Consider the following 23,671-nt stretch of genomic DNA (forward strand, 5'->3'; position numbering starts at 1 on the left):
GATCAGGCGGGAGCCAGTTCGCCTTCCTCGTGGCGATGTTTCTCGGGCAGATAGGCCAGCAGCATTTCACGCACCAGTGCCGGGCTCTTGGAGTCGCGGATCATCAGGATGCCGTCGATGATCAGCGTGCGATTGGTCTCCTCGTCGAGCAGCTTGCCATGCAGCTTGTCGGCGATCGGCAGACAGATCAGGTTTGCGACCAGCGCGCCGTACAGCGTTGCCAGCAAGGCGACGGCCATGAAGGGACCGAGTTTTGAAGGATCCTGCATGTTCGAGAACATCTGCACCATGCCGAGCAGCGTGCCGATCATGCCGAACGCCGGCGCGCAGTCGCCGATGGCGCGATAGATCTTCGAACCTTCGTTCAGGTGCATCAGAAAATTGTCGCGATCGCGCTCGAGGTTGTCGCGGATGAATTCGAGATCGTAACCGTCGGCGACGTAGCGGATTCCCTTGGCGAGGAACGGCTCGTTGGTATCGACCTTTTCTAACCCGACCGGACCCTGCTTGCGGGCGATTTCCGCGATACGGGCGAGTTCATCGACCAGGTCGCGCGCCGACAGACGGCTCATCGTGAAGGCGAATTTGGCGCCGAGCGGCATGCCATGCAGGATCGCGCTGAGCGGAAACCGGATCAGCGTCGCCGCGAACGAGCCGCCGAAAATGATGATGACGGCGTGGATGTCGTAGAACATCCGGAAATCGCCACCCATCAAAATCAGCGTGCACAGCACGATGGCGCCGGCGACCAGGCCAATGAGCGTGGTGATATCCATTCTGAACTCCGACGCGTACGCGAACGACCTGCCCGTCCTGGACGGTGGCGCACCCCATAGGGGGCCGCGCCAATTGAACCCTACGTCGGCGCTGTTAAAGACGCGTAAAGGTTAAGCGCGGCTGTGCCGTACAATTGCGAGGGCCGACGTCCCGGGCGCAGGAATCCGTCAAAATATCGGCGCCATTTGCCGGATCAAGGGCCCTGGCGCGATCGCAACCTTTCGCTAACCATAATGCGCCGGCCACCGCGGACCGCAGGGGCAGTTAGTTCAATCGATCAGCTCGCTCGGTCAGTTCACTGCGCCTGTACGCCGATGCCGGCGGACTTGATGATCGGCCACCATTTGTCGATCTCGGCCTTCTGGAATGCGGCCAGTCCTTCCGGCGTCTGCTGCGCGCGCGGGGCGACGTCGAGCCCGAGCTCGGTAAAGCGTTTCTGGATCGCCGGATCGGCCAGCGCCTCGACGGTGGCCGCGTTGAGCTTGGCGATGATGTCCTTTGGCGTCCCCTTCGGCGCCCAGAAGCCGAACCAGCCCGACATATAAAGTCCGGGCACGCCGGTCTCGTCCGCCGTCGGGATGTCAGGCATCGAGGCGGAGCGCGCCACCGACAGATTGGCCAGCGCCTTGATCGCGCCGGCGCGGATTTGCGGCAGCGCCACCGCACCCTGCACCACCAATAGATCGACGGTGCCTGCGACGAGATCGGTCATCGCCGGTCCCGCGCCGCGATAGGGAATGAACTGCACCTTCTGCTTGGTCAGGTTTTCGAACATCACGCCGGTGACATTGGCGGCCGCATTCTGGTTGACGAAATTGATCTTGCCGGGATTGGCATTCATCCAGGTCACGAGTTCGCCAAGCGTGTTCGCCGGCAGATCCTTCTTGGCGACCATCAGTTGCGGATTGTTTGATATCAGCGCGATCGGCTCGAAATCCTTTTCCAGATCATAGTCGAGCTTGTAGATGATGCTGCCGACATGGGTGTCCCATTGCCCGATGTCGAAGGTGTAGCCGTCCGGCGCCGCGCGGGCGACACGACCGACGCCGATGCTGCCGCCGGCACCGCCGACATTTTCGATCACGATCGACTGGCCGAGCGTTGCGCGCATCCGCTCGGCCATGATCCGGGCGGCTGCGTCGGTGGATCCGCCCGGCGGAAAGGGAACGACGAGCGTGATGGGGCGCGACGGATAGGTTTGCGCCTCGACCTCCGCGACGCCGGCAATGACAAGCAATGACAGCGCCGCCCAAAAGGCTCTCATGACGTTTCCCCTCGCCTGTTGATGACCCCGGCTTTTGCCGGTGGTTGTTTTCGTCAGTGGATTTCAGCGGAACGCTTCAGCGCCTCTTTCAGTTTCTCGAGCGTGAAGTCCGGGCTGCGCGCAATATCGAGGATTGGCGTCTCCCGGCGGCCGCAGAGTTCGGCGGCGTCCGGAATCTTGGCGGCGATATCGATCGGAATCACGATCGCCCCATGCTGGTCGGCATGGATCAGATCATCGGAATGCACCGTCATGCCGGCGACGCGCACTTCGCCGCCAAAACTCTCGGCATGCACCCAGGCATGCGACGGACCGATCGATCCGGCCAGCGCCTGGAAGCCCGGCGCCCATTGCGGGATGTCCCTGATAGAACCATCGGTGATGACGCCGAGGCAGCCGAGCGCCTTGTGCACGTTGCTCTGCACTTCGCCCCAGAACGCACCATAGCCGACGTCGGCGCCGTCGATATCCTGGATCACGGTGATGCGCGGACCAAAGCCGGTGCCGACATATTCATAATAGGCGATGCGGCGCCTTGCCTGCTCATCGGCCGGAAGGCCGGACTTGAGCACCGAGCGGATCGACACGGTACGGGCATAGCCGACCATCGGCGGCAGATTGGGAAACGGGCAGACCAGCGGCTTGGTGGTATAGCCGATCAGCCGGCGCTCAGGCGCCACGATCTCCATCGCATTGCAGATCGTCGGCGTGTCGTAGCGGGCCAACGCTTCAAGCACGGAAGCCGGTAGCGGGGCGGAAGCGGACTGGGTCACTGCGTTTCTCTCCTGATTTTTGGGCCGGAATTCTGGACAGCCGGACATCGTAAGCCCTATAGCCGAGATTGGGGTCGAACCCAACTCGGCCAGCGCTCATGGCAGATATAACGGAAGGCTCGTATCCGGAGGTCGTGCAGGCGGCTCAGTTCAGCCGCGCCGGCCGATCGTCATGCTCGGCGTCGGCCGGAGCCGCCGGGAATACGGTTGCCGGACCGGCGGGTGCCGCGGCATCGGTGGTCGCAGCCGCCAGCGCGGCAGCGGCGTTTCGCTCGTGATCGCGATAGGTTTTCCAGCCCCACGGCAGGCTCAACAGATACAGCACCGTCCCGACCGAGAGAATGTACCAGGGATAGCTCACGAGCAGCGCGATGAAGAACACCACCGAAACGAAAACCGGCAGCACCATTTCCGGCGGCACGCGCATGCGCACGGTCTTGCCGGAAAGCACCGGCAGCCGCGACACCATCAGGAATCCGATCAGCAGCGTATAGAACGCGGTCAGTATGGCCGGCGGCTGCGGGACGCCCAAAAAGACCAGATAGATCGGCAGCATCACGGTCAGCGCACCGAGTGGCGCCGGAACGCCGGTGAAATAATTTGCCGCGAACGCGGGCTTGTTCGGATCGTCGATGCTGGCGTTGAACCGCGCCAGCCGCAGGCCGCCTGAGATCGCATACACCATGGCCGCGATCCAGCCGCCATTGCCGAGTTCATGCAACTGCCAGAAATACAGCATCAGGCCGGGAGTGACACCGAAATTGACGAAGTCCGCGAGGCTGTCGAGTTCGGCACCGAATTTCGACTGGCCCTTGATCATGCGCGCGACGCGGCCGTCGACCCCGTCCAGCACCGCCGCGAAAACGATCGCGGCAACTGCGAGCTCCATGCGGCCTTCGATCGACAGCCGGATCGCCGTCAGCCCGGCGCAGATCGCCAGCAACGTGATGAAGTTCGGCACCAGCATCCGGATCGGAATCGGACGAAACCGGCGGCGGCGCATTTCCGGAGATTTGGGATCGGGTATCATCATGGCTCGCCAATATATAGCAAGCGCCAGCCTGCACCGCCATTGTGGCGGCCGGCAGGCGCCTCAGCCATTCGGATGGTTAATCGGCGCGGAAGGTCCGCCCCTGCTCGCTGGCGCCGCCGAGATCGGCCAGCACGGTCTCGCCCGCGACCGCGGTTTGGCCCTCGGAAACCAGCGATTTGCCGCCTTCGGGCAAATAGACGTCGAGCCGCGAGCCGAACCGGATCAGGCCGAACCGCTCGCCGGCGCCGATCGTCTGCCCCTCGCGCACGAACGAGACAATACGTCGCGCCACCAGGCCTGCGATCTGGACCACGCCGATGCGGCCATGGCTGGCGGTCGAGATCACCAGCGAGTTGCGCTCATTGTCTTCGCTGGCCTTGTCGAGCTCGGCATTGATGAAGGTGCCGGGCCGGTAGGCAATACGGTCGATCCGGCCTGCCACCGGACTGCGATTCACGTGGCAGTTGAACACGCTCATGAAGATCGAGATGCGCAGCAGCGGCCGGTCGCCGAGACCAAGCTCGGCCGGCGGCAACACCTGAGAGATCATCGAGACCCGTCCGTCGGCCGGCGACACCACGACGCCTTCGCGTACCGGGGTGACGCGCACGGGGTCGCGGAAGAACAGCGCGCACCATACCGTCAGGATCGTGCCGATCCAGCCGAGCGGCGTCCAGATCCAGAACAGGACCAGGCTTGCAAGCGCAAAGCCGCCGATGAAGGGATAGCCCTCGGGATGGATCGGCGGGATTTGCGCGCGGATGGAATTGGCAATCGACATCAAGGCTCACTATTGGCTGGCCCGGTCCCGTTCTTTCGGGATCGAGCTGTATTTCAATTATTCCGCAGCGGTGACCAGAGGATCCTGGACCGGCGGCGGGGTGCGGTTGGGCGCCTCGTTGTCGTCGTCGATCTGCGCGAGCTTCTCCCGCGCCTCCTCGGCTTCGCGCTGCCTGTTCCACATACTGGCATAAAGTCCGCCGGAAGCCAAAAGCCGGGCATGCGTGCCGCGCTCGGCAATGCGGCCCTGATCCAGCACGATAATTTCGTCGGCGCCGACGATGGTCGAGAGCCGATGCGCGATCACCAGCGAGGTGCGGCCGCGCGAGACGCGCTCGAGCGATTCCTGGATTTCATGCTCGGTATGACTATCGAGCGCCGAGGTCGCCTCATCGAGCACCAGGATCGGCGGCGCCTTCAACACGGTGCGCGCAATCGCAACGCGCTGTTTCTCGCCGCCGGACAATTTCAGTCCGCGTTCGCCGACCTGGGTCTCATATCCCAGCGGAGACATCCGGATGAAGCTGTCGATCTGCGCCAGTTGCGCGGCCTCCTCCACCTCCGCATCGCTGGCGTCCCAGCGGCCGTAGCGGATGTTGTAGCGGATGGTGTCGTTGAACAGCACGGTATCCTGCGGCACCATGCCGATCGAGGCGCGCAGCGACGCCTGGGTGACGTTCCTGATGTCCTGGCCGTCGATCAGGATCTGACCGCCGGAAACGTCGTAAAGGCGGAACAGCAGCCGCGAGATCGTCGACTTGCCCGCCCCCGAGGGCCCGACGATCGCAACCGTCTTGCCCGCCGGCACCTCGAAGCTGAGGCCTTTCAGGATCGGACGCTCGGGGTCATAGGCAAACCGCACGTCTTCGAAACGCACATTGCCCGAACCGACGACCAGCGGCACGGCGCTCGGGATATCCTTGATCTCGGGGTTGCGCGACAGCACGCTGAACATCTTCTCGATGTCGATCACCGCCTGCTTGATCTCGCGATAGACCATGCCCATGAAATTGAGCGGCTGGTACAACTGGATCATCATGGCGTTGACCATGACGAAGTCACCGACGGTGTTGGTGCCGTTGCGCACGCCGATCGCGCACATCAGCATGGTCGCGGTGAGACCGAGCGTGAAGATGACCGCCTGCCCGGTGTTGAGCACCGCGAGCGACGTGTAGGTCTTCACGCTGTTGTGCTCGTAGCGCTCCATCGAGCGGTCGTAGCGCGCGGCCTCGCGCTGCTCGGCGCTGAAATATTTTACGGTCTCGTAGTTGAGCAGCGAGTCGATCGCCTTGGTGTTCGCCTCGGTGTCGGAATCGTTCATCTTGCGGCGGATCTCGATCCGCCATTCGGTCGCGATGTAGGTGTAGTACATATAGATCACGACCGTGACCGCGGTGACCAGCACGTAGCGCCAGTCGAACTGCCACAGCAGCACCGCCATCAACAGCGACACCTCGACGATGGTCGGGATCAGTTGCAGGATCACCATCCGCACGATCACTTCGATGCCGGTGCGGCCGCGCTCCAGCACGCGGGTCAGTCCCCCGGTCTTGCGCTCGAGGTGGAAGCGCAGCGACAGCTCGTGCATGTGTACGAAGGTGATGTTGGCGAGCTTGCGTACCGCATGCATCGCAACGCGCGCGAAGATGCCGTCGCGCCACTGCGTCAGCACCGCCATCAGCACCCGCACCGCGCCGTAGCTTGCGGTCATCAGCAAGGGTGACGCGATCAGCCACAGCGTCCAGTTCGACGGTTCCACCGGCGCACTGCCGTGGCCGTTGAGCGCGTCGATCGCCCATTTGAAGGTGAAGGGCACCGTCAGCGTCGCGAGCTTCGCGACGAGCAGCAGCACCATCGACCAGACCACGCGCATTTTCAGGTCGGCGCGGTCGCCGGGCCAGATATAGGGCCACAGATGCGCCAGCGTCCCGACCAGGGTCGCCTTTTCGAGGGAGGAGCTATCGGGCAGTGGCGCTTCGTCGGCTCGCGAATCAGTATCGGCCATGGATCAAGCGCCCAAAAGTCTGATGGCGCGCCCGTTCGCCGTTACATGGTTTCCATTGATCGTCATTCTGCTCGTCATATAGAGCGTTTAAACGCCGCGTACAGCCTTGAAAGGCAAAACTTTCTCCGGTTTGCCCGTATTTCGGGTTCAAAACCACTGTGGCAGTATAATCTCGGACTTGAGCTTTCTACGCTGCAGTGCCACATAAATTGCATGAACCAAATCAAAACCGTCTGCGTCTATTGCGGCTCCGGCTCCGGCTCGAACCCCCGTTTCGTGGAAGCTGCGATCGCGCTGGGCAAGGTGTTCGCCGAGAACAGTATCCGCCTCGTCTATGGCGGCGGATCGGTGGGCCTGATGGGCGCGGTTGCCAAATCCGTGCTGGATCACGGTGGCACCGTTACCGGGATCATTCCGGATTTTCTCGCCAACCGCGAGCGCATGAATCCGAACCTTACCGAACTGGTCGTCACGCCTGACATGCACGAGCGCAAGCGGCTGATGTTCGAACGCTCCGACGCATTCGTCGCCCTTCCCGGCGGCGTCGGCACGTTGGAGGAACTGGTCGAGCAGATGACCTGGCAACAGCTCGGCCGGCACACCAAACCGGTGTTGCTCGCCAACATCGACGATTTCTGGGAGCCGCTGATCGCGTTGCTGACGCATATGCGCGCCAATCAGTTCATCCGCCCTGCCCTGGACGTCGAGGTCCTGAAGGCCGAACGCGTCGAGGACGTCCTGCCTCGCCTGCGCGCCGCCGCAGCCCTTGCGCCCGCGGGCACCCAGGAGATGGCGCCGGACGTCGCGCGACGGCTGTAGGTTTGCGCCTTCATTCACTCGGAAACGTCACCGCCTCGATGCGATTGCCGTCGGGATCGATGACGAACGCCGCATAGTATTTCACGCGGTCGTGCGGGCGGACACCTGGCGCGCCGTCGGAGCGGCCGCCGGCGCTGAGCGCCTCGGCGTGGAAGGCATCGACCGCATCAGCTGACCGCGCGCGAAGGCAGATGTGCACGCCGCTCTCCGGCGCGACCGGCGGCATGCCGGCGCGCAGGTTGATCCAGAATTCGGGATAGGTTTTACCGAAGCCGATGGTCGCGGGGCGCGTCACCAGCCGGGTCAGGCCGAGCGCGGCAAGTGTCGGTTCATAGAAGCGCGCCGCGCGTTCGAGATCGGCAACGCCGACGGAGACGTGATCGAGCATACGGCACCTTCGATTGCTGCCTCGTCATTCCGGGGCGATGCGAAGCATCGAACCCGGAATCTCGAGATTCTCAGATGTGCCATTGCACATCGTAGTTCGCTTCGCGCCCCGGAACGACAGTAAACCTCACACCGGCGCGCCTGATTTCACCAGCTTGTAGACCACCGAATCCATCAGCGCCTGGAACGAGGCGTCGATGATATTGGGCGACACGCCGACCGTGATCCAGCTATCGCCGTTTTCATCCTCGCTCTCGATCAGCACCCGCGTCACCGCCTCCGTGCCGCCATTGAGGATACGAACGCGATAATCGATCAGCTTCAGGCCTTCGATGTATGTCTGGTATTTGCCGAGGTCCTTGCGCAGCGCGACGTCGAGCGCGTTGACGGGGCCGTTGCCCTCCGCGGCCGAAATCAGCCGCTCGCCGGCGACATCGACCTTCACCACCGCGAGCGCCACCGTGACGCGCTGGCCGTTGGAATTGTAGCGTTGCTCGACATTGACGTCGAACTGCTCGACCCGGAAATATTCCGGCACCCGCCCGAGCGTACGCCGCGCCAACAGATCGAACGACGCATTGGCGGATTCGTAGGCGTAACCCGCCGCCTCGCGCTCCTTCAGCTCCTCGACCAGCCGCGCCAGCTTCGGATCGCTCTTCTCGTAAGGAATGCCGGCGCGGTCGAGCTCGGCCATCACATTGGAACGGCCGGCCTGATCGGACACCAGCACCTTGCGATGGTTGCCGACCAGTTCGGGCAGCACGTGCTCATAGGTGTGCGGGTCCTTCATGACAGCGGAGGCGTGGATGCCGGTCTTGGTCACGAAGGCGCTTTCGCCGACATAGGCGGCGTGGCGGTTCGGCGCGCGGTTCAGCATGTCGTCGAGCGTCCGCGACACCTTCATCAAGGTCGCCATCTTTTCATCGGTGACGCCGATCTCGAAGGCGTCCGAAAATTCGTTCTTCAAGCGCAAGGTCGGGATCAGCGAACAGAGATTGGCATTGCCGCAGCGCTCGCCGAGCCCGTTCAGCGTGCCCTGGATCTGCCGCACCCCGGCGCGCACCGCCGCGAGCGAGTTGGCGACCGCCTGCTCGGTGTCGTTATGGGCGTGGATGCCGACGTTACCGCCGGGAATGAGCTTGATCACGTCGCCGACGATGGTCTCGACTTCATGCGGCATGGTACCGCCATTGGTGTCGCACAGCACGACCCAGCGCGCGCCGGACTCATAAGCCGCCTTGGCGCAGGCTAGCGCGAACTCGGAATTCTCCTTGTAGCCATCGAAGAAGTGCTCGCAATCCACCATCACCTCGCGGCCGGCGGCCTTGGCGGCACTCACGCTGTCGCGGATCGAGGCGAGGTTCTCTTCGTTCGTGGTTTCGAGCGCGACGCGCACCTGATAGGCGGAGGCTTTCGCGACAAAGCAGATCGCATCCGCCTTGGCCTCGATCAGTGCCGCCAGCCCCGGATCGTTCGAAGCCGAGCGGCCCGGACGCCGCGTCATGCCGAACGCGGTAAAGCGCGCATGGTCGAGCTTCGGCTTGGTGGCAAAGAACTCGGTATCGGTCGGATTGGCGCCGGGATAGCCGCCTTCGACATAGTCGATGCCGAGGTCGTCGAGCATGCCGGCGATGATCTGCTTGTCATGCAGCGTGAAGTCGACGCCGTTGGTTTGCGCGCCGTCGCGCAGCGTGGTGTCGAAGAGATAGAGGCGTTCGCGGCTCATTGTGGCGCTCCTGGCGCGGCCTCGGCCAGCGTCTTCTGCATCGTGGTATTGGCGAGCCATTCACCGTTGATGGTGACGGTGTTGCGCTGCTTGCCGACGTAGCCGCGCTTCAGGAAGAATTCCTGCGCGTTGTCGCTGACGTCAACGGTAAGAATCTTGGCACCACGCGCACCGGCAAGCTTTTCCAGCGCATCGCACAGCATGGCGCCGACGCCCTGCCCCACCGCGCTGGGGTGCACGAAGAGCATCTCGATGTGATCGGCGCCCTTCAGGGAGGCAAACCCGACCGGCGAATTCTGCAGCGTCGCGATCAGGGTCAATTCACCGGCCCGCTTCTTGCCGAATTGTTCCTCATCATCGGCCGCCGACGCCCAGGCCTCCTGCTGCGCCTCGCTGTAATCGTCGCCGGTCAGTTCCTGGATCGCGGCAACGAAGATCGCCGCCACGACAGGGGTATCCGCCGCAAGAAACGGCCGTAGTGCGGGTTTGGGCAACGACTGTCCCATCGCGTCAAAACACTCCGAACAATCTCAGCACGAGCACGACCGCCGCAACGATCACGGCCCATTTGATGAAGATGTAGTAGCGCCAGTGTTTTGGGAAAGGCGTATCGGGTCTGGTCATCACACAATCTCCCACGTGGTCACAGGTTTGCCGTCGGCGTCTTTACCGTCCTTGATGACAACGCCCATCGCGGCGAGTTCGTCACGGATCCGATCGGACTCCTTGAAGTCCTTACGCGCCCGCGCGGCGGCGCGTTCAACGATCAGCCGATCGACCTGCGCTGCATCGATGCCGCTCGCCTGCTGTTTCCGACCTTTCCAGTCTGCCGCACTCACGGACAGGAAACCGAGCAGCCGAAGGGACGCGGCGAACTCGCTTCGTTCGCGATCGCCACCGGACGCCGCTGCGTTGCGCAGGCCGTGCAAAACTGCCATGGCCTGCGCCGTGTTGAGGTCATCATAGAGGGCTTCGGTCAGGGCGGGCGACGGCTCACCGGCGTCGGCGTCGGCTGCGACGGCGTACCAATCGTCCAGCGTCCTGGCGCTTTCTTCCGCCCCCTTGGTGGTCCAGTCGAGCGGCGACCGGTAATGCGTCTTGAGCATGCTCAAGCGCAGCACCTCGCCCGGCCAATCGGCCAGCATCTCGCGGATCGTGAAGAAGTTGCCGAGCGACTTCGACATCTTCTCGCTCTCGAGTTGCAGGAATCCGTTGTGCATCCAGACCTCAGCCATGCGGTCGGAATGAAAGGCGCAGCAGGTCTGCGCCAGTTCATTCTCATGGTGCGGAAACACCAGGTCGATGCCGCCGCCATGGATGTCGAATTTCTCGCCGAGATGTTTCCAGGCCATCGCCGAGCACTCGATGTGCCAGCCCGGGCGACCTTCCACGGTGATACCGGCCGGCGACGGCCACGACGGCTCGCCCGGTTTGGACGGCTTCCACAGCACGAAGTCGGTGTTGTCGCGCTTGTAGGGCGCGACGTCGACGCGGGCGCCCGCGATCATCTCGTCGAGCGAGCGCCTCGACAATGCGCCATAGCGCGGCATCACCGAATTTGCGGCATTCATGGCCTGCGGCGAGAACAGCACGTGGTCTTCGGCGGCATAGGCAAAGCCGCCGGCAACCAGCTTCTCGATGATCGCCCGCATCTCCGGGATATGCTCGGTCGCACGCGGCTGCACGGTCGGGGCCAAGCAGCCGAGTGCCGTGACGTCGTCCTGATACTGCTGATAGGTGGTTTCCGTGACCTTGCGGATCGCCTCGTTCAGCGGCACGCCGGGATAGTCGCGCGCGGCGCGCACGTTGATCTTGTCGTCGACGTCGGTGATGTTGCGGACATAGGTCACATGATCGGCGCCGAAGCGATGGCGCAGCACGCGAAACAGCACGTCGAAGACAACAGCGGCGCGACCGTTGCCGATATGGGCAAAATCATAGACCGTCGGTCCGCAGGCATACATGCGGACGTTATCGGAATCGAGCGGCGTGAACGGCCGCTTCTCCTTGGTCAACGTATCGTAGAGGCGTAGTTGCATGGGAATCCCGTACCTTGCGGCCGGGCGTCCAGTGATCTCATTTTGAGAAAAGACGGCCTCAGCCAGCGAATCGCTAGCTAATAATCTCGCGGCAAATGCTGCAGATGGCGAGGAAACCGTTCATGGTTCCACCATGTCCCAGCCCGGGGGACGCCGTCAAGGCCGCCAGCGCCCGTTTTTGAGCCAAATTGGCCGCTAAACGCCCGGCAAGACGCTCATGGTTAATCATTATTAACCATTTGGGCTTATCTGAGAGGGGCGATCCCTTTCCCTTATTGGGTGCCCCATGCGATTTTTATCAGCATTCATTTCCAGCGCATTTCTGCTCGCTGCCTCGTCCGCTTACGCCGACAGCCGCGTTTTCATCATTGCCAACCAGGCCGATGGCTACGGCATCGACCAGTGCCTCGCCAAGGGCGACAAATGCGGCGCCCATGCCGCCCGCTCCTATTGCCAGTCACGCGAATTTGCTTCCGCCACCGCCTACCGCCGCGTCGATCCCGATGAAATCACCGGATCGGTTCCGAGGGGCGGAAACGACAGGTGTACCGGCAGCGGTTGTGACGAATACGTCGCCATTACCTGCCAGCGCTGAGCCGGATCGCCACAACGGGCCGTTGCTGCATTGCCACACCGGCGCCGCGGAAACGACGTGACGCTGCCCCGAGAAGCAGCTATGGGATGCGGCCTCGGCCGCACCATGCCGCCCTGGCCGCGCCTTTTCGGCTACAAAGCCGCGCGGATTCGTTTCTGATGGCTGGACATGCCCCTGACGCTGACTACTCCCTTCTCCCGGTGGATTTTGACCTGCGCCGTGCTGCTTGCTGGCATCGCCGCGACGAATTCGGCTGCGACCGCACAAGCCGATCCCGCGCAATCCAATATGGACGCGCTCGCACAAATGCCCCCCGGAGCAGCGCCGCCTCCGCAGCAACAGGGCGCGCAAGCCAACCCGATCTGCATCCGGCTTGAAGGACAATTGGCAGCCGTCGACCGCGGTGCCAGCGGCGGCGATCCCGCCAAGGAAGAACAAATCCGCCGCTATCAGGAAGCGGCAACCAAACAGCAGGCCGAGCTTGACCGCGTCACGATGCAAGCAAAGCGAATGGGCTGCGAAAGTTCCGGCTTCTTCTCGCTGTTCAACGGCCAGTCCGCACAATGCGGACCGGTCAATAACCAGATCCAGCAGATGCGCGGCAATCTCGAGCAGATGACGACCAGCCTCGAGCGGTTGCGCTCAGGCGGCATCGGCGGCGCCGACCGCGAAAACCAGCGCCGTTCGGTGCTGACGGCGCTCGCGCAGAACAATTGCGGCCCGCAATACGCCGCCGCCGCGCGCAGCGGGGGCAGCTTCATCGACAATCTGTTCGGCAACAACACCATCCCTCCGCCGAGCGCCGATCTTGGTGCGCCGTCCGGCACGTTCCGCACGGTGTGCGTGCGCACCTGCGACGGCGCCTATTTCCCGGTCTCGTTCGCCACCTACCAGGCGCGCTTCCAGGACGATGAGAAGACCTGCAAGGCGCTGTGCCCGGCAACGGAAGCATCGCTGTTCACCTTTCGTAATCCCGGCGAAGACATCAACCAGGCGGTCTCGGTCAGCGGCCAGCCCTACTCGTCGCTGCCCAACGCGTTCAAATTCCGCACCGAGTTCAATCCGTCCTGCGCCTGCAAGGCCGCGGGCCAGACCTGGTCGGATGCGCTGAAATCGATCGACGAGAAAGCCGCCGCCGAACAGCAGGGCGACATCATCGTCACCGAAGAGAGCGCGAAGAGGATGCAGCAGCGCGCGATGCCTCAGCAGAAGACGGCCCCCGTCGCCAAGAAAGGCACGGCACCGGCAGGCACGACGGCCGCCGCGCCCGCTCCTGCAACTCCGGCGCCTGCCGCCGAGTCAACCGGCGCGACGGACGAGAAGAAGCCGATCCGCACCGTCGGGCCGACCTTCATCCCGCCGAAACAGTAATTGCAGCGTAATCCTGTCCCGCACCGGGATCACGGGATGATGCCGGTGCGCAACCTCACACGTCACGAACCGGACAAGATGATGTCGGCGGCTTTCTCGGCGATCATGATCGTCGGCGCGTTGGTATTTCCCGACGTGACCTGAGGCATGATCGAGGCATCAGCAACCCGCAGACCCGCAATGCCGTGAACCTTCAGACATGGATCCACCACCGATAGGGCGTCCCTCCCCATTTTGCAGGTGCCGACCTGATGGTGATAGGTGGTCACGGCGCTGCGTGCGTAGTCGGCCAGTTCTTCATCGGTCTGCTTGTCCGGACCGGGATAGATCTCGCGGGCGGTCCATTCGGCCAGCGCCGGCTGCTTTACGATTTCGCGATTGATCCGCATGTTCTTGACCAGAGCCGCGACATCGTAATCCGTCGCGAGAAGGTTGGGATCGAGCATCAGCGGAGCCTGTGGATCCGCACTGGTCAGACGCAATTCACCTCGGCTGGTGGGGCGAATGCCGGCGGCGTTCAACGTGTAGGCATTCGGCGTCACCGCCTCCTGCTCGGGCAAATAGGTGGGCACGTGGAAAAACAGCGGTTGCAGATCTGGGCCCGGCAGCGCCGCGTCCGTTTTCATGAACGCGTGGGCGTGCAGCGGCTGAATGGCCAAGTTGGTCGGCGGCGGAATCTCCTTCGAGCCCTCGAAGATCATGGCGCATAGCGTGTGGTCGTGCAGGTTCTTGCCGACGCCCGGCAGTTCCTTGATCACGGGAATGCCAAATTCCTCGAGTTGTGCGCGCTCGCCGATGCCCGACAGCATGAGCAAGCGGGGCGATTCCAGCGCTCCCGCCGACAGGATCACTTCACGGTTGGCCCTGACCGTATGCAACGCGCCGTCCTGCATGTAGCTCACGCCGACCGCCCTAAGGCCATCGATCTCGATCCTTTGCACCAGCGCGCCCGTGACCACGCTGAGATTGTTGCGCCCAAGCGCCGGACGCAGGAAGGCCGCAGCGGTGGAATGGCGCAGGCCGTCCTTTGTTGTGAGATGCGTGTAGCCGACGCCCATGATGTCGGCGCCGTTGCAATCGTCGTTGGCGGGATGGCCGGCCTCGACCGCGGCAGTGACAAAGGCTTTCGTCAGCGGATGCGGCTCGAAGTCCGCCGTGACGTGCAGCGGCCCGCCGACGCCGTGAAAGCTGTGCTCTCCGCGCTGGTAGTCTTCGGACTTCCTGAAATAGGGCAGCACGCTGACGTAGTCCCATCCGGGATTGCCGGCATAAGCCCATGCGTCGTAGTCGCTGGCGTGGCCTCGGACATAAATCATGCCGTTCAGCGATGACGAACCACCAAGCGTTTTGCCGCGTGGCCAATAGATCCGGCGTTGGTGGCAGTGCCGCTGCGGCGCGGTAGTGTAGCCCCAGTCGTATTCCGTCTGCCACAACTCGATCAGGCGCAGCGGCGTCGAAATCATGTCGGAATTATCCGGACGTCCGGCCTCGATCAGCAGCACGCTGGCGCCATCGGCGGTCAGCCGGTTGGCGAGCACGCAGCCGGCCGAGCCGGCGCCGCAAATCACATAGTCGAATGTGCCGTCGAGTGCATGATTACCGTTCGGTTTGTTGGTCATCGGCGTGTGCTTCCTCAAGCGAAACGAGAGCTGGTGAATGGCGATCGGCGGCGAGAACTCAACTGAATACAACCTGGATATCGGTGTATTGCTGCAGGCCTTCCTCGCCAAACTCGACGCCCAGACCCGATTTCTTGACCCCGCCAAATGGCGCGTTGGGTTGAATCATGCCGTGCTTGTTGATCCAGACCGAACCGCATTCCATGCGCCTGGCAATCTCGCGCGCCCTGTCGATGTCGGCGGACCAGACCGAGCCGCCAAGTCCGTTTTCGGAGGCGTTGGCCTGTGCGATCGCGTCTTCGACGTCGCGGTATTTGATGATCGGCAACGCAGGGCCGAACTGCTCCTCGTCGACCAGCGCATCGCCGTTGGTCAGGCCGGCGATGATGGTCGGGTTGAAAAACAACCCGTCGGCCGGCGCGCCGCCGAGGAGGACGCGTCCCCTGCCCCTGGCGTCCTCGACCAGACGGCTGACCTTGTCGAATTGCATCTTGTTTGCGACCGGTCCGAGAATGCTGCTCTCGTCCATGCCGTCGCCCATTGGGATCTTCCTGGTGTATTCGACCAGGGCCTCGCAGACGGCGTCGTGCACGTCCTCATGCACGTAAAGCCGCTTCATCGCGGCGCAGGTCTGGCCCATATTGATGAAGGCGCCCCAGAACAGGCCTTCGGCGATGGCCTCTGGATCGACGTCCGGCAACACGATGCCCGCATCGTTGCCGCCCATCTCGAGCGTCAGACGCTTCATGGTTTCCGCCGCCGACATCATCACCTTCGAGCCGGTGGCGCATGAGCCGGTGAAGACGATCTTGCGGATGCCGGGATGCGACGCCATCGCGCCGCCCAGATTGTTGGTCGCATCGTCGCAGGAAACCACGTTGACCACGCCCGGCGGCAGGACCTCATTGATCAATTCGACCATGCGCAGGGTCGACAGCGGCGTGTAAGGCGAGGGTTTGGCGACGACGGTGTTGCCGGTGCGGACGGCGGGCAGGATGTGCCAGGTGGCGATCAAGGCAGGCCAGTTCCAGGGCGTGATCGAGCCCACCACGCCGAGCGGCTTGCGGTACATCTCGACCCGCCCCTCATTGTTGTCCTGGAGAAGCTGCATCGGCAGGGACAATGAGGCGGTATAGCCGGCCCACGCCTGCACCCCGCCCATTTCGAAGCGCGAACCGACGCCGTTCAGCGGCTTGCCCTGTTCCTGGGTAACCAGGGCGGCGAGTTCTTCGGCATGCTCGCCGATCTTCCGGGCGATCGCCACGCAGGCCGCTGCACGCTCGGAATCCGGGCTTGCCGACCAGCCCGGAAAGGCGCGCTCGGCGGCCGCGACCGCCTTGTCCAGGTCGGCCGCGGTGCCGTTAGGTGCAAGGCCCACGATCTTGCCCGTCGCCGGGTTGGACACCGGGAAACTTGAGGCGGCGGCGACGGCCTTGCCGTCGATGACCATCGAATAGGTTGTTGCAGTCTCGGGCATCCCGTCGTTTCCCCCGTGGCCCGCCGGCGGTTCGCCGGCATGACGCACATTGGAAAACGGCTTGCGGGACTGTCTTGGAGCTACGCGACAGCGCGATATGGACGGAAACGTCAATCCGCGGCGCTGCCCCCCGGGCGCGCGGCACAGCCGGGCGCGACGCCGTAGCGCTTGCGAAACTCGCGATAGAAATATGAGAGATCGTTGAAACCCTGCTCATACGCGATCTCGCTTACCGTCCGCGGTCCGGCCGCGGGCGATCGCCGCCGCAACGCCTCATGGGCGCGCGCCAGCCGCGTCGACATCAGCTTCCGGCCCGGCGTTTCCTCGATCTGCCTGAATTCACGCTGCAGCTTGCGCAGCGACACGCCAAGATGACCGGCAAGTTGCTTGGGGCCGAATTCCGGGTCGCTGGCGTACAAGTCGATGGCACGCACCGCCGCGGCAATCAGGCTTCGATCATCTGCGATTTGCGGACGCGCGCCATTGCGGCGTTCGAACAGAAACGCGCCGAACACGCTAAAGAATGCTTCGGCGAGACGATTGCTGCCGCCCGACTGGCCATCGAGCATGCGCTCGAGGACCGAGCGCATCGCAAGGCTCAGCGCATCTTCGCGTCTGAGATCGATCCCGCCATGGACGCTGTCTCCGAAGCGGCTGATGACTTCGTCGCGCGGCAGATGCAACGATATCTGTTCGCCGTAGCGGCCCTGAAACTCGAAGCTCGCCGGCTCAGCCGAATCCACCAGGAACATGTCGCCCTCGCGCAGCAGCGCGCGATAGCCGCCCTGGCGCATCAAAACCCTGCCCCTGGACTGAATGATCAGGAAGAAATAGTCCGCGTCATCGGTCCTGATATCGCGCTGGTCGCGCACCACGCGATCCGCATCGAGACCGATGGAGGCGATCTCGACGCCGCAAAACCGGTCCAGTGCGATCCGCCCCTTCATCTGCCCGCTTCGGCTTGCCGGGCTGACGTTGAAATGACCGCAAACGCTGGTGATGTCGGCCTGGAAAGAGTCGACATCCAAATAGGAGCGTGACGTAAACGGCGGCATCATCAGCCAAGGCCTTCTTCGTGCAGGACGGCCACAACCTTCCGGCAAGCAAAAGGCGTACCATCCTAGGCAAGATGAAGACGAGGAGTCAAAGCCTTAGCCGTCGAACACGTCCGCCGAGGCGCGCCCCGCGCGGGCGACCAGTTTCTCGTCAGGCGCCGGCAATGCCTTGCCGTTGTCGCGAAAACGGTTGGTGATGGGATAGCGGCGGTCGCGGCCGAAATTCTTTTCCGTGACCTTGACGCCCGGCGCCGCCTGACGGCGCTTGTATTCGGCGATGTTGAGCAGCCGGTCGATCCGCGTCACCACATCGGCCGGGAAACCCGCCGCGATGATGGAAGCCAGCGGCTCCTCGCGTTCGACCAGCCGTTCCAGGATGCCGTCGAGTATCTCGTAGGGTGGCAGCGAATCCTGGTCGGTCTGGTTCTCGCGCAATTCCGCGGTCGGCGGGCGGACGATGATGTTGACCGGAATGACCTCGCCCGACGGGCCCAGCGCGCCGTCCGGCTTCCATTCGTTGCGCAGGCTCGACAGCCGGAACACTTCGGTCTTGTAGATGTCCTTGATCGGATTGAAGCCGCCGTTCATGTCGCCATAGAGTGTGGCGTAGCCGACCGACATTTCCGATTTGTTGCCCGTCGTGACCACCATCGCGCCGGTCTTGTTCGAAATCGCCATCAGCAGCGTGCCGCGGGTGCGCGCCTGCAGATTTTCTTCGGTGATGTCGCGCGGCAGGCCGGCGAAGGTGCCGGACAGAATCTTCTCGAACCCGTTCACGGCGTCCGCGATCGGCAACACCTCGTAGCGGAAGCCCAATGCAGCCGCGAGCTTTGCCGCGTCGTCCAGCGACACCTGCGCGGTGAAGCGGAACGGCAGCATCACGCCGCGAACACGCTCCGCGCCGAGCGCATCGACCGCGATCGCCGCACACAAGGCCGAGTCGATGCCACCGGAGACGCCGAGCAGCACACCGGGAAAGCCGTTCTTGCGGACGTAATCGCGCAGGCCCAGCACGCACGCCGCGTAATCGCCCTTGTCGCCTTCGATCAGCGGCACTACCGGTCCATTGCAGCGCCACCCGTCCGGGCCCTTGGTCCAAACCAGCGTCGTGATGTTTTCCTCGAACGCCGGCAGTTGCGTCGCGACCGAAAGGTCGGCGTTGAGCGCGAACGATGCGCCGTCGAACACCAGTTCGTCCTGCCCGCCGATCTGGTTCAGATACACCAGCGGCAACCCGCTCTCGGTGACACGGGCGACCGCGATCGACAGCCGCAGATCGTTCTTGTCGCGGGCGTATGGCGAGCCGTTCGGCACCACCAGAATTTCTGCGCCGGTCTCGGCGAGGCACTCGACGACATTTTCGTATTCTTCTGATTCTTCGAGCCAGATGTCCTCGCAGATGGGGACGCCGACCCGGACTCCCTTCACCGTCACCGGCCCTGCGGCGGGCCCGCGTGCGAACAGGCGCTTTTCGTCGAACACGCCGTAGTTCGGCAAATTGGCCTTGAAGCGCAGAGCCGTAATGCGGCCCTCATCGAGCAGCGCGCAGGCGTTATAGAGCTTGCCGTCCTCGACCCAGGGCGTGCCGATCAGCACCGCCGGGCCACCGCCCGCGGTCTCGCGCGCCAGTTCCTCGACCGCCGCGCGGCAAGCCGCCTGGAACGCCGGTTTCAGCACCAGGTCTTCCGGCGGATAGCCGGTGATGAACAACTCCGGCAGCACCAGCAGATCGGCGCCGGCGGCTTTCGCCTGCTCACGCGCGGCGCGCGCTTTCGCGGCGTTGCCGGGGACGTCGCCCACAGTCGGGTTCAGTTGGGCGAGTGTAATTGTGAATTTCGGTTCGCTCATACGCCAATGGTGCCTTGCACACGCCGAAACTTCAATCGCCGCCTTTAGAACGCGCCTATGCGTTCGGCGATGGCAAACAGCCAGAACGCGCCGGACATCAACAGCGCCACGCCGACCGCGGCCGATCCCATGTCCTTGACCCGTCCGATCTGCGGATCATGGTCGGTGGTGAGCCGGTCGGCGAGCTTTTCGATCGCGGTGTTGAGGATCTCGACGACGAGGACGAACGCCACCGCCGCGACCAGTTCCACCCGGCGCATCACGGTGGCGCCGATCAGCCAGGCCAGCGGCACCGACAGCGCCAGCGCAAACAGTTCCTCGCGGACGGCCTGCTCCGACCGGATCGCAAAAGCGAGGCCGTTACGCGTATTGATCGTGGCGCGCCAGAGTCGCAGCAAGTCAGAAACCCGCTGCTGCCGGTATCGGTTTGACCTTGCCGGCGCGTTCCTGCTTGAGCAGTTCGGCGATCAGGAAGGCCATGTCGATCGATTGTTCGGCGTTCAGACGGGGATCGCAGACCGTGTGATAGCGGTCGTTGAGGTCCTCGTCGGTGATGGCGCGGGCGCCGCCGATGCACTCGGTGACGTCCTGCCCGGTCATTTCCAGGTGAATGCCGCCGGCATGGGTGCCTTCCGCCTGATGGATGGCGAAGAACGATTTCACTTCCGACAATATCCGGTCGAACGGACGGGTCTTGTAGCCTGAATTGGAGCTGATGGTGTTGCCGTGCATCGGATCGCACGACCAGACCACGACGCGCCCTTCCCGCTGCACCGCGCGGATCAAGGGCGCCAGATGATCGCCGACCTTGTCCGAACCAAAGCGGTTGATCAGCGTCAGCCGGCCCGGCTCGTTGTCGGGATTGAGGATGTCGATCAGCTTCAAGAGTTCATCGGGCTTGAGCGACGGGCCGCATTTCAGGCCGATCGGGTTCTTGATGCCGCGGAAATATTCGACATGGCCGTGGTCGAGCTGGCGGGTGCGGTCGCCGATCCAGATGAAGTGGCCCGAAGTCGCGTACCAGTCGCCGGTGGTGGAATCGACGCGGGTAAAGGCCTGCTCGTAGCCCAGCAGCAGCGCCTCGTGGCTGGTGTAGAAATCGGTGGCGCGAAGCTCGGGGTGGCTTTCGAGGTCGAGGCCGCAGGCGCGCATGAAGTTCAGCGCGTCCGAAATACGGTCGGCCAGTTCCTTGTAGCGGCGTGACTGCGGCGAGTCCTTCAGGAAGCCCAGCATCCACTGATGCACGCTGCCGAGATTGGCAAAACCGCCGGTCGCGAACGCACGCAGCAGGTTGAGGGTCGCCGCCGACTGCCGATAGGCCATCAACTGGCGCTGCGGATCGGGGATGCGCGCCTCGGGCGTGAACGCGATGTCGTTGATGATGTCGCCGCGATAGCTCGGCAGCTCGACGCCATTGATCTTCTCGGTGTTCGACGAGCGCGGTTTTGCGAATTGCCCGGCGATGCGGCCGACCTTCACGACCGGCAGCGCGCCGGCATAGGTGAGAACGACGGCCATCTGCAGCAGCACGCGGAAGAAGTCGCGGATGTTGTTGGCGCCGTGCTCGGCAAAGCTCTCGGCGCAATCGCCGCCCTGCAACAGGAAGGCTTCGCCGGCGGCGACGCGCGCGAGCGATTTCTTCAGATTGCGGGCCTCGCCGGCGAACACCAGCGGCGGAAAGGTAGCCAACTGCGCCTCGACATCAGCCAATACCTTGGCATCGGGATAATCGGGCACCTGCAGCACCGGTTTGGCGCGCCAGCTATCGGGTGTCCACCGCTCGGACATGACGTTAACTCCTGAGCAAAAACCGCGACTTACCCGCAGTTACGAAGGGCCGGGTTATACACAGGGCGATGGCCAACCGCCATGAGATTTCCACCTGCCCCGTCAAGCCCTTGCGGGTGTCCCCGTCAAGCCTTGCGGGTCTCCCCGTCAAGCCCTTGCAGCAAAAGCCGAATTCGCATTTGTTAGGGCCAAATCGCGAAAAGCGAGGAAGGAAATCGCGGGTGGCCGAGCTGGGGCTGGACGACGTATTCATCGACGATATCACGCTTCCCGCGGCGGATGGCTATCCGCTGGGAGCTACGCTGTTCTTGCCGCGCGGAGCCAAGCGCCACGCCGTGCTGATCAATTCGGCGACCGCGGTCCACCGCAAGGTCTATCGCGGCTTTGCCGGCTACCTCGCCAAGCGCGGCTGCGCGGTGCTGACCTATGACTACCGCGGCACCGGCGACTCGCGGCAGAAGTCGATGACCGGCTACAACCAGCCGAAATCGCTGGTCGGCTTCAAGGCCTCGATGTCGGACTGGGCCGCGCAGGATGTAACCTCCGCGGTGGCCTGGATGCGCGAGCGCTACAAGGCGCTGCCGTTTGCCTATGTCGGGCATTCCTTTGGCGGCCAGGCGCTGGGTCTGCTGCCGAACAACACCGAGATTTCGCGCGCGCTGTTTATCGCCGCCCAAGCCGGCACCTGGAAACTGATCGCGGTGCCCGAGCGCTATCGCGTCTATGCGATGCTCAATGCCGCGGTCCTCCTCACCCGCGCGTTCGGCTACACGCCGGGCTGGCTCGGGCTCGGCATGGACATGCCGAAGGACGTATTCCTGCAATGGGTCTCCTGGGTGATGAGCCCGCGCTACATGTTCGACGACAAGAATCTGGCGGCCTTGCAAAATTTTCCGAACTACAAAGGCGCGTTGCGCGCGCTGAGCATGTCTGACGATCCCTGGGCGACGCGGCCGGCGGTGGAGTTGCTGTGCTCGGGATTTACGTCGATCAAGCCCGAGATCATCACGGTGACACCCAAGGACACCGGCGCCAGCCGGATCGGCCATTTTGGTTTCTTCCGCCCTGAGCATCGCGACACGTTGTGGCGTGGGGCGGCGGAATGGATCGAGGCGGCGGAGTAGTTGTTGATGTCGTCCCACTCGTCGTCCCGGCGAAGGCCGGGACCCATACCGCGTGATCTCTCAATAGAAGCTCGGTAGCAGAGACCTTTCGCAAAACGTCTCCCTGTGGTTATGGGTCCCGGCCTTCGCCGGGACGACGTAGATATAGCTTCGCATTCTCGCGACGCATTGCGCCCGAGCTTTGCCAGAAATTCCTCGCCCTCCAATGAGAGGGCGCAGGGAAGACCGGGTGCGCGCTGCACCCGCGGTCTCGCGTGCGGTTTGCACAAAACAAAGTGCACACGAGCATACAGGGCAGCGGAGAACACCCGGCCTTCCCTGCGCAATGGCTTTACGGCTTATGCCGTGATCTCCCCGGAGACGAGTTCTTGGTTGACTCCGTCGCTGCCGTTCCCGCTTGCGCTTCTCCGACAGCTTGACACCTGCAACGGGTGCCAGGACCACACGGTTTTGCCGTACGCTTATCCACGCCGTCGTCGAGGCGTAAACCAGCGTCCACCGCAACCCGTCCAACGTCCGTGACGACGGCCGACGCCCTCTGAGTGGGACGGGATGGCGATAGATGCGCACTGATTTGGGTCGGCCGACAACAGAAATATTTTTGATTTACAGAAATTTTCTACTTGACACGATTTCTGAAACTCCGAACTGATTTGCCCGTCGGGCACTCAGCCGTCATTCCCCGATGCGCAATTGCGCATCGGGGAATGACGAGGGGGAGAGACGACTCAAGAACCCCTTACGTCACGCACCGCCCGGGCTGGAGCAGCTTGGCCACGTCGGTCAGGACGCTGACCGGCGGCTCGCAGGCGATGGCGATTTTCTTGGACGCGGGCTTGGTCGCCGGCGGTGTCGGCGCCGGACCATTGCGCGTTTCGTTGCGCACCGCTTTCGCAACAGGCACGCGGACCAGCACCGAGGTATCGGCGACGCCGTCGTGGCGCAGCGCAATGGTCTGGGTCTGCCCGGCCGCCGCGGGAACCGATGCGCGGTCGGACTTGCCGGCGCGATTGACGCCGGTTTCGGGCGCCGCGGCCGTAGCCTGGCGACTGCCGATCAGGTCGTGGGCGAATGCGAGCTGGACCGCGCCCGCGCCAAGGGTCAAAGCGATCGCGAGCGAGCCGAAAATTCCCTTATGAATCTGTGACATGTTGGTGTGTCCCTCGCCCCATGGCGATCATGAACACAACA

The 23,671-nt window shown here is 63.4% G+C and carries 21 protein-coding genes; 4 read left to right on the forward strand and 17 right to left on the reverse strand.

Annotated features, from left to right (window positions below; translation table 11 throughout):
* Positions 1-2: 2 nt before the first annotated feature.
* The 6 genes from JQ600_RS06775 to JQ600_RS06800 form a co-directional block, all read right to left on the reverse strand.
* On the reverse strand, positions 3-776 hold the full coding sequence (locus JQ600_RS06775; RefSeq protein ID WP_212031723.1) for a motility protein A: 774 nt from the start codon (positions 774-776) through the stop codon (positions 3-5).
* 296 nt (positions 777-1,072) lie between these two features.
* Entirely contained in the window at positions 1,073-2,041 is a 969-nt protein-coding gene (locus JQ600_RS06780) for a tripartite tricarboxylate transporter substrate-binding protein (protein WP_212386086.1), read from the reverse strand.
* A gap of 53 nt (positions 2,042-2,094) precedes the next feature.
* Positions 2,095-2,862: an RraA family protein gene (locus tag JQ600_RS06785; RefSeq protein ID WP_249135727.1), complete on the reverse strand. Its 768-nt coding sequence runs from the start codon at positions 2,860-2,862 to the stop codon at positions 2,095-2,097.
* Positions 2,863-2,959: 97 nt separating this feature from the next.
* Positions 2,960-3,844 (reverse strand): phosphatidylcholine/phosphatidylserine synthase, encoded by an 885-nt coding sequence (locus JQ600_RS06790; protein WP_212269532.1) that lies wholly within the window; start codon positions 3,842-3,844, stop codon positions 2,960-2,962.
* A gap of 79 nt (positions 3,845-3,923) precedes the next feature.
* On the reverse strand, positions 3,924-4,628 hold the full coding sequence (locus tag JQ600_RS06795) for a phosphatidylserine decarboxylase (protein WP_212269531.1): 705 nt from the start codon (positions 4,626-4,628) through the stop codon (positions 3,924-3,926).
* Positions 4,629-4,685: 57 nt separating this feature from the next.
* On the reverse strand, positions 4,686-6,632 hold the full coding sequence (locus JQ600_RS06800; protein ID WP_212386087.1) for an ABC transporter ATP-binding protein/permease: 1,947 nt from the start codon (positions 6,630-6,632) through the stop codon (positions 4,686-4,688).
* A 213-nt stretch (positions 6,633-6,845) separates the two neighbouring features.
* On the opposite strand from JQ600_RS06800, the gene JQ600_RS06805 reads away from it, so the two are divergent.
* Positions 6,846-7,451, forward strand: a complete 606-nt coding sequence (locus JQ600_RS06805; RefSeq protein WP_212269529.1) for a TIGR00730 family Rossman fold protein — start codon at positions 6,846-6,848, stop codon at positions 7,449-7,451.
* Between the two features lie 10 nt (positions 7,452-7,461).
* On the opposite strand, the gene JQ600_RS06810 is transcribed toward JQ600_RS06805, so the two are convergent.
* The 4 genes from JQ600_RS06810 to cysS form a co-directional block, all read right to left on the reverse strand.
* Positions 7,462-7,839, reverse strand: coding sequence for a VOC family protein (locus tag JQ600_RS06810; protein ID WP_212386088.1), 378 nt, complete (start codon positions 7,837-7,839; stop codon positions 7,462-7,464).
* A gap of 126 nt (positions 7,840-7,965) precedes the next feature.
* Entirely contained in the window at positions 7,966-9,564 is a 1,599-nt protein-coding gene (gene cimA / locus JQ600_RS06815; RefSeq protein ID WP_212386089.1) for a citramalate synthase, read from the reverse strand.
* Positions 9,561-10,070: a GNAT family N-acetyltransferase gene (locus tag JQ600_RS06820; protein ID WP_211996606.1), complete on the reverse strand. Its 510-nt coding sequence runs from the start codon at positions 10,068-10,070 to the stop codon at positions 9,561-9,563. The genes cimA and JQ600_RS06820 overlap by 4 nt, the downstream gene beginning before the upstream one ends.
* 117 nt (positions 10,071-10,187) lie before the next feature.
* Positions 10,188-11,603: a cysteine--tRNA ligase gene (gene cysS / locus JQ600_RS06825; protein WP_212489756.1), complete on the reverse strand. Its 1,416-nt coding sequence runs from the start codon at positions 11,601-11,603 to the stop codon at positions 10,188-10,190.
* A gap of 286 nt (positions 11,604-11,889) precedes the next feature.
* Here cysS and JQ600_RS06830 point away from each other — a divergent pair, with 286 nt between their 5' ends.
* Together JQ600_RS06830 and JQ600_RS06835 are read left to right on the forward strand one after the other, a co-directional pair.
* On the forward strand, positions 11,890-12,198 hold the full coding sequence (locus JQ600_RS06830; RefSeq protein WP_212386091.1) for a hypothetical protein: 309 nt from the start codon (positions 11,890-11,892) through the stop codon (positions 12,196-12,198).
* A gap of 168 nt (positions 12,199-12,366) precedes the next feature.
* On the forward strand, positions 12,367-13,569 hold the full coding sequence (locus JQ600_RS06835; RefSeq protein ID WP_212269522.1) for a DUF2865 domain-containing protein: 1,203 nt from the start codon (positions 12,367-12,369) through the stop codon (positions 13,567-13,569).
* 62 nt (positions 13,570-13,631) lie between these two features.
* On the opposite strand, the gene JQ600_RS06840 is transcribed toward JQ600_RS06835, so the two are convergent.
* The 6 genes from JQ600_RS06840 to JQ600_RS06865 form a co-directional block, all read right to left on the reverse strand.
* Complete coding sequence (locus JQ600_RS06840) at positions 13,632-15,188, reverse strand: GMC family oxidoreductase (protein WP_212386092.1); 1,557 nt, start codon at positions 15,186-15,188, stop codon at positions 13,632-13,634.
* Positions 15,189-15,246: 58 nt separating this feature from the next.
* A complete protein-coding gene (locus JQ600_RS06845) occupies positions 15,247-16,665 on the reverse strand; it encodes an aldehyde dehydrogenase family protein (protein WP_212386093.1) in 1,419 nt (472 codons plus the stop codon).
* A 110-nt stretch (positions 16,666-16,775) separates the two neighbouring features.
* Positions 16,776-17,723 carry a helix-turn-helix domain-containing protein gene (locus tag JQ600_RS06850; protein WP_212386094.1) on the reverse strand — a complete coding sequence of 316 codons (948 nt, stop codon included), beginning with the start codon at positions 17,721-17,723 and terminating at the stop codon, positions 16,776-16,778.
* Positions 17,724-17,816: 93 nt separating this feature from the next.
* Positions 17,817-19,568, reverse strand: coding sequence for an NAD+ synthase (locus JQ600_RS06855; protein ID WP_212489757.1), 1,752 nt, complete (start codon positions 19,566-19,568; stop codon positions 17,817-17,819).
* Positions 19,569-19,612: 44 nt separating this feature from the next.
* Positions 19,613-19,966, reverse strand: a complete 354-nt coding sequence (locus tag JQ600_RS06860; RefSeq protein WP_192740447.1) for a diacylglycerol kinase — start codon at positions 19,964-19,966, stop codon at positions 19,613-19,615.
* A gap of 1 nt (position 19,967) precedes the next feature.
* A complete protein-coding gene (locus tag JQ600_RS06865) occupies positions 19,968-21,356 on the reverse strand; it encodes a class II 3-deoxy-7-phosphoheptulonate synthase (protein WP_192740448.1) in 1,389 nt (462 codons plus the stop codon).
* A gap of 221 nt (positions 21,357-21,577) precedes the next feature.
* On the opposite strand from JQ600_RS06865, the gene JQ600_RS06870 reads away from it, so the two are divergent.
* The gene (locus JQ600_RS06870) at positions 21,578-22,480 is read left to right on the forward strand and encodes an alpha/beta fold hydrolase (protein ID WP_312010866.1); all 903 of its coding nucleotides are present in this window, start codon (positions 21,578-21,580) and stop codon (positions 22,478-22,480) included.
* A gap of 739 nt (positions 22,481-23,219) precedes the next feature.
* Here JQ600_RS06870 and JQ600_RS06875 read toward each other — a convergent pair.
* Entirely contained in the window at positions 23,220-23,630 is a 411-nt protein-coding gene (locus JQ600_RS06875; protein WP_212267098.1) for a hypothetical protein, read from the reverse strand.
* Positions 23,631-23,671: the final 41 nt, after the last annotated feature.

Source organism: Bradyrhizobium sp. AUGA SZCCT0176, assembly GCF_018130145.1.
GTDB lineage: Bacteria > Pseudomonadota > Alphaproteobacteria > Rhizobiales > Xanthobacteraceae > Bradyrhizobium.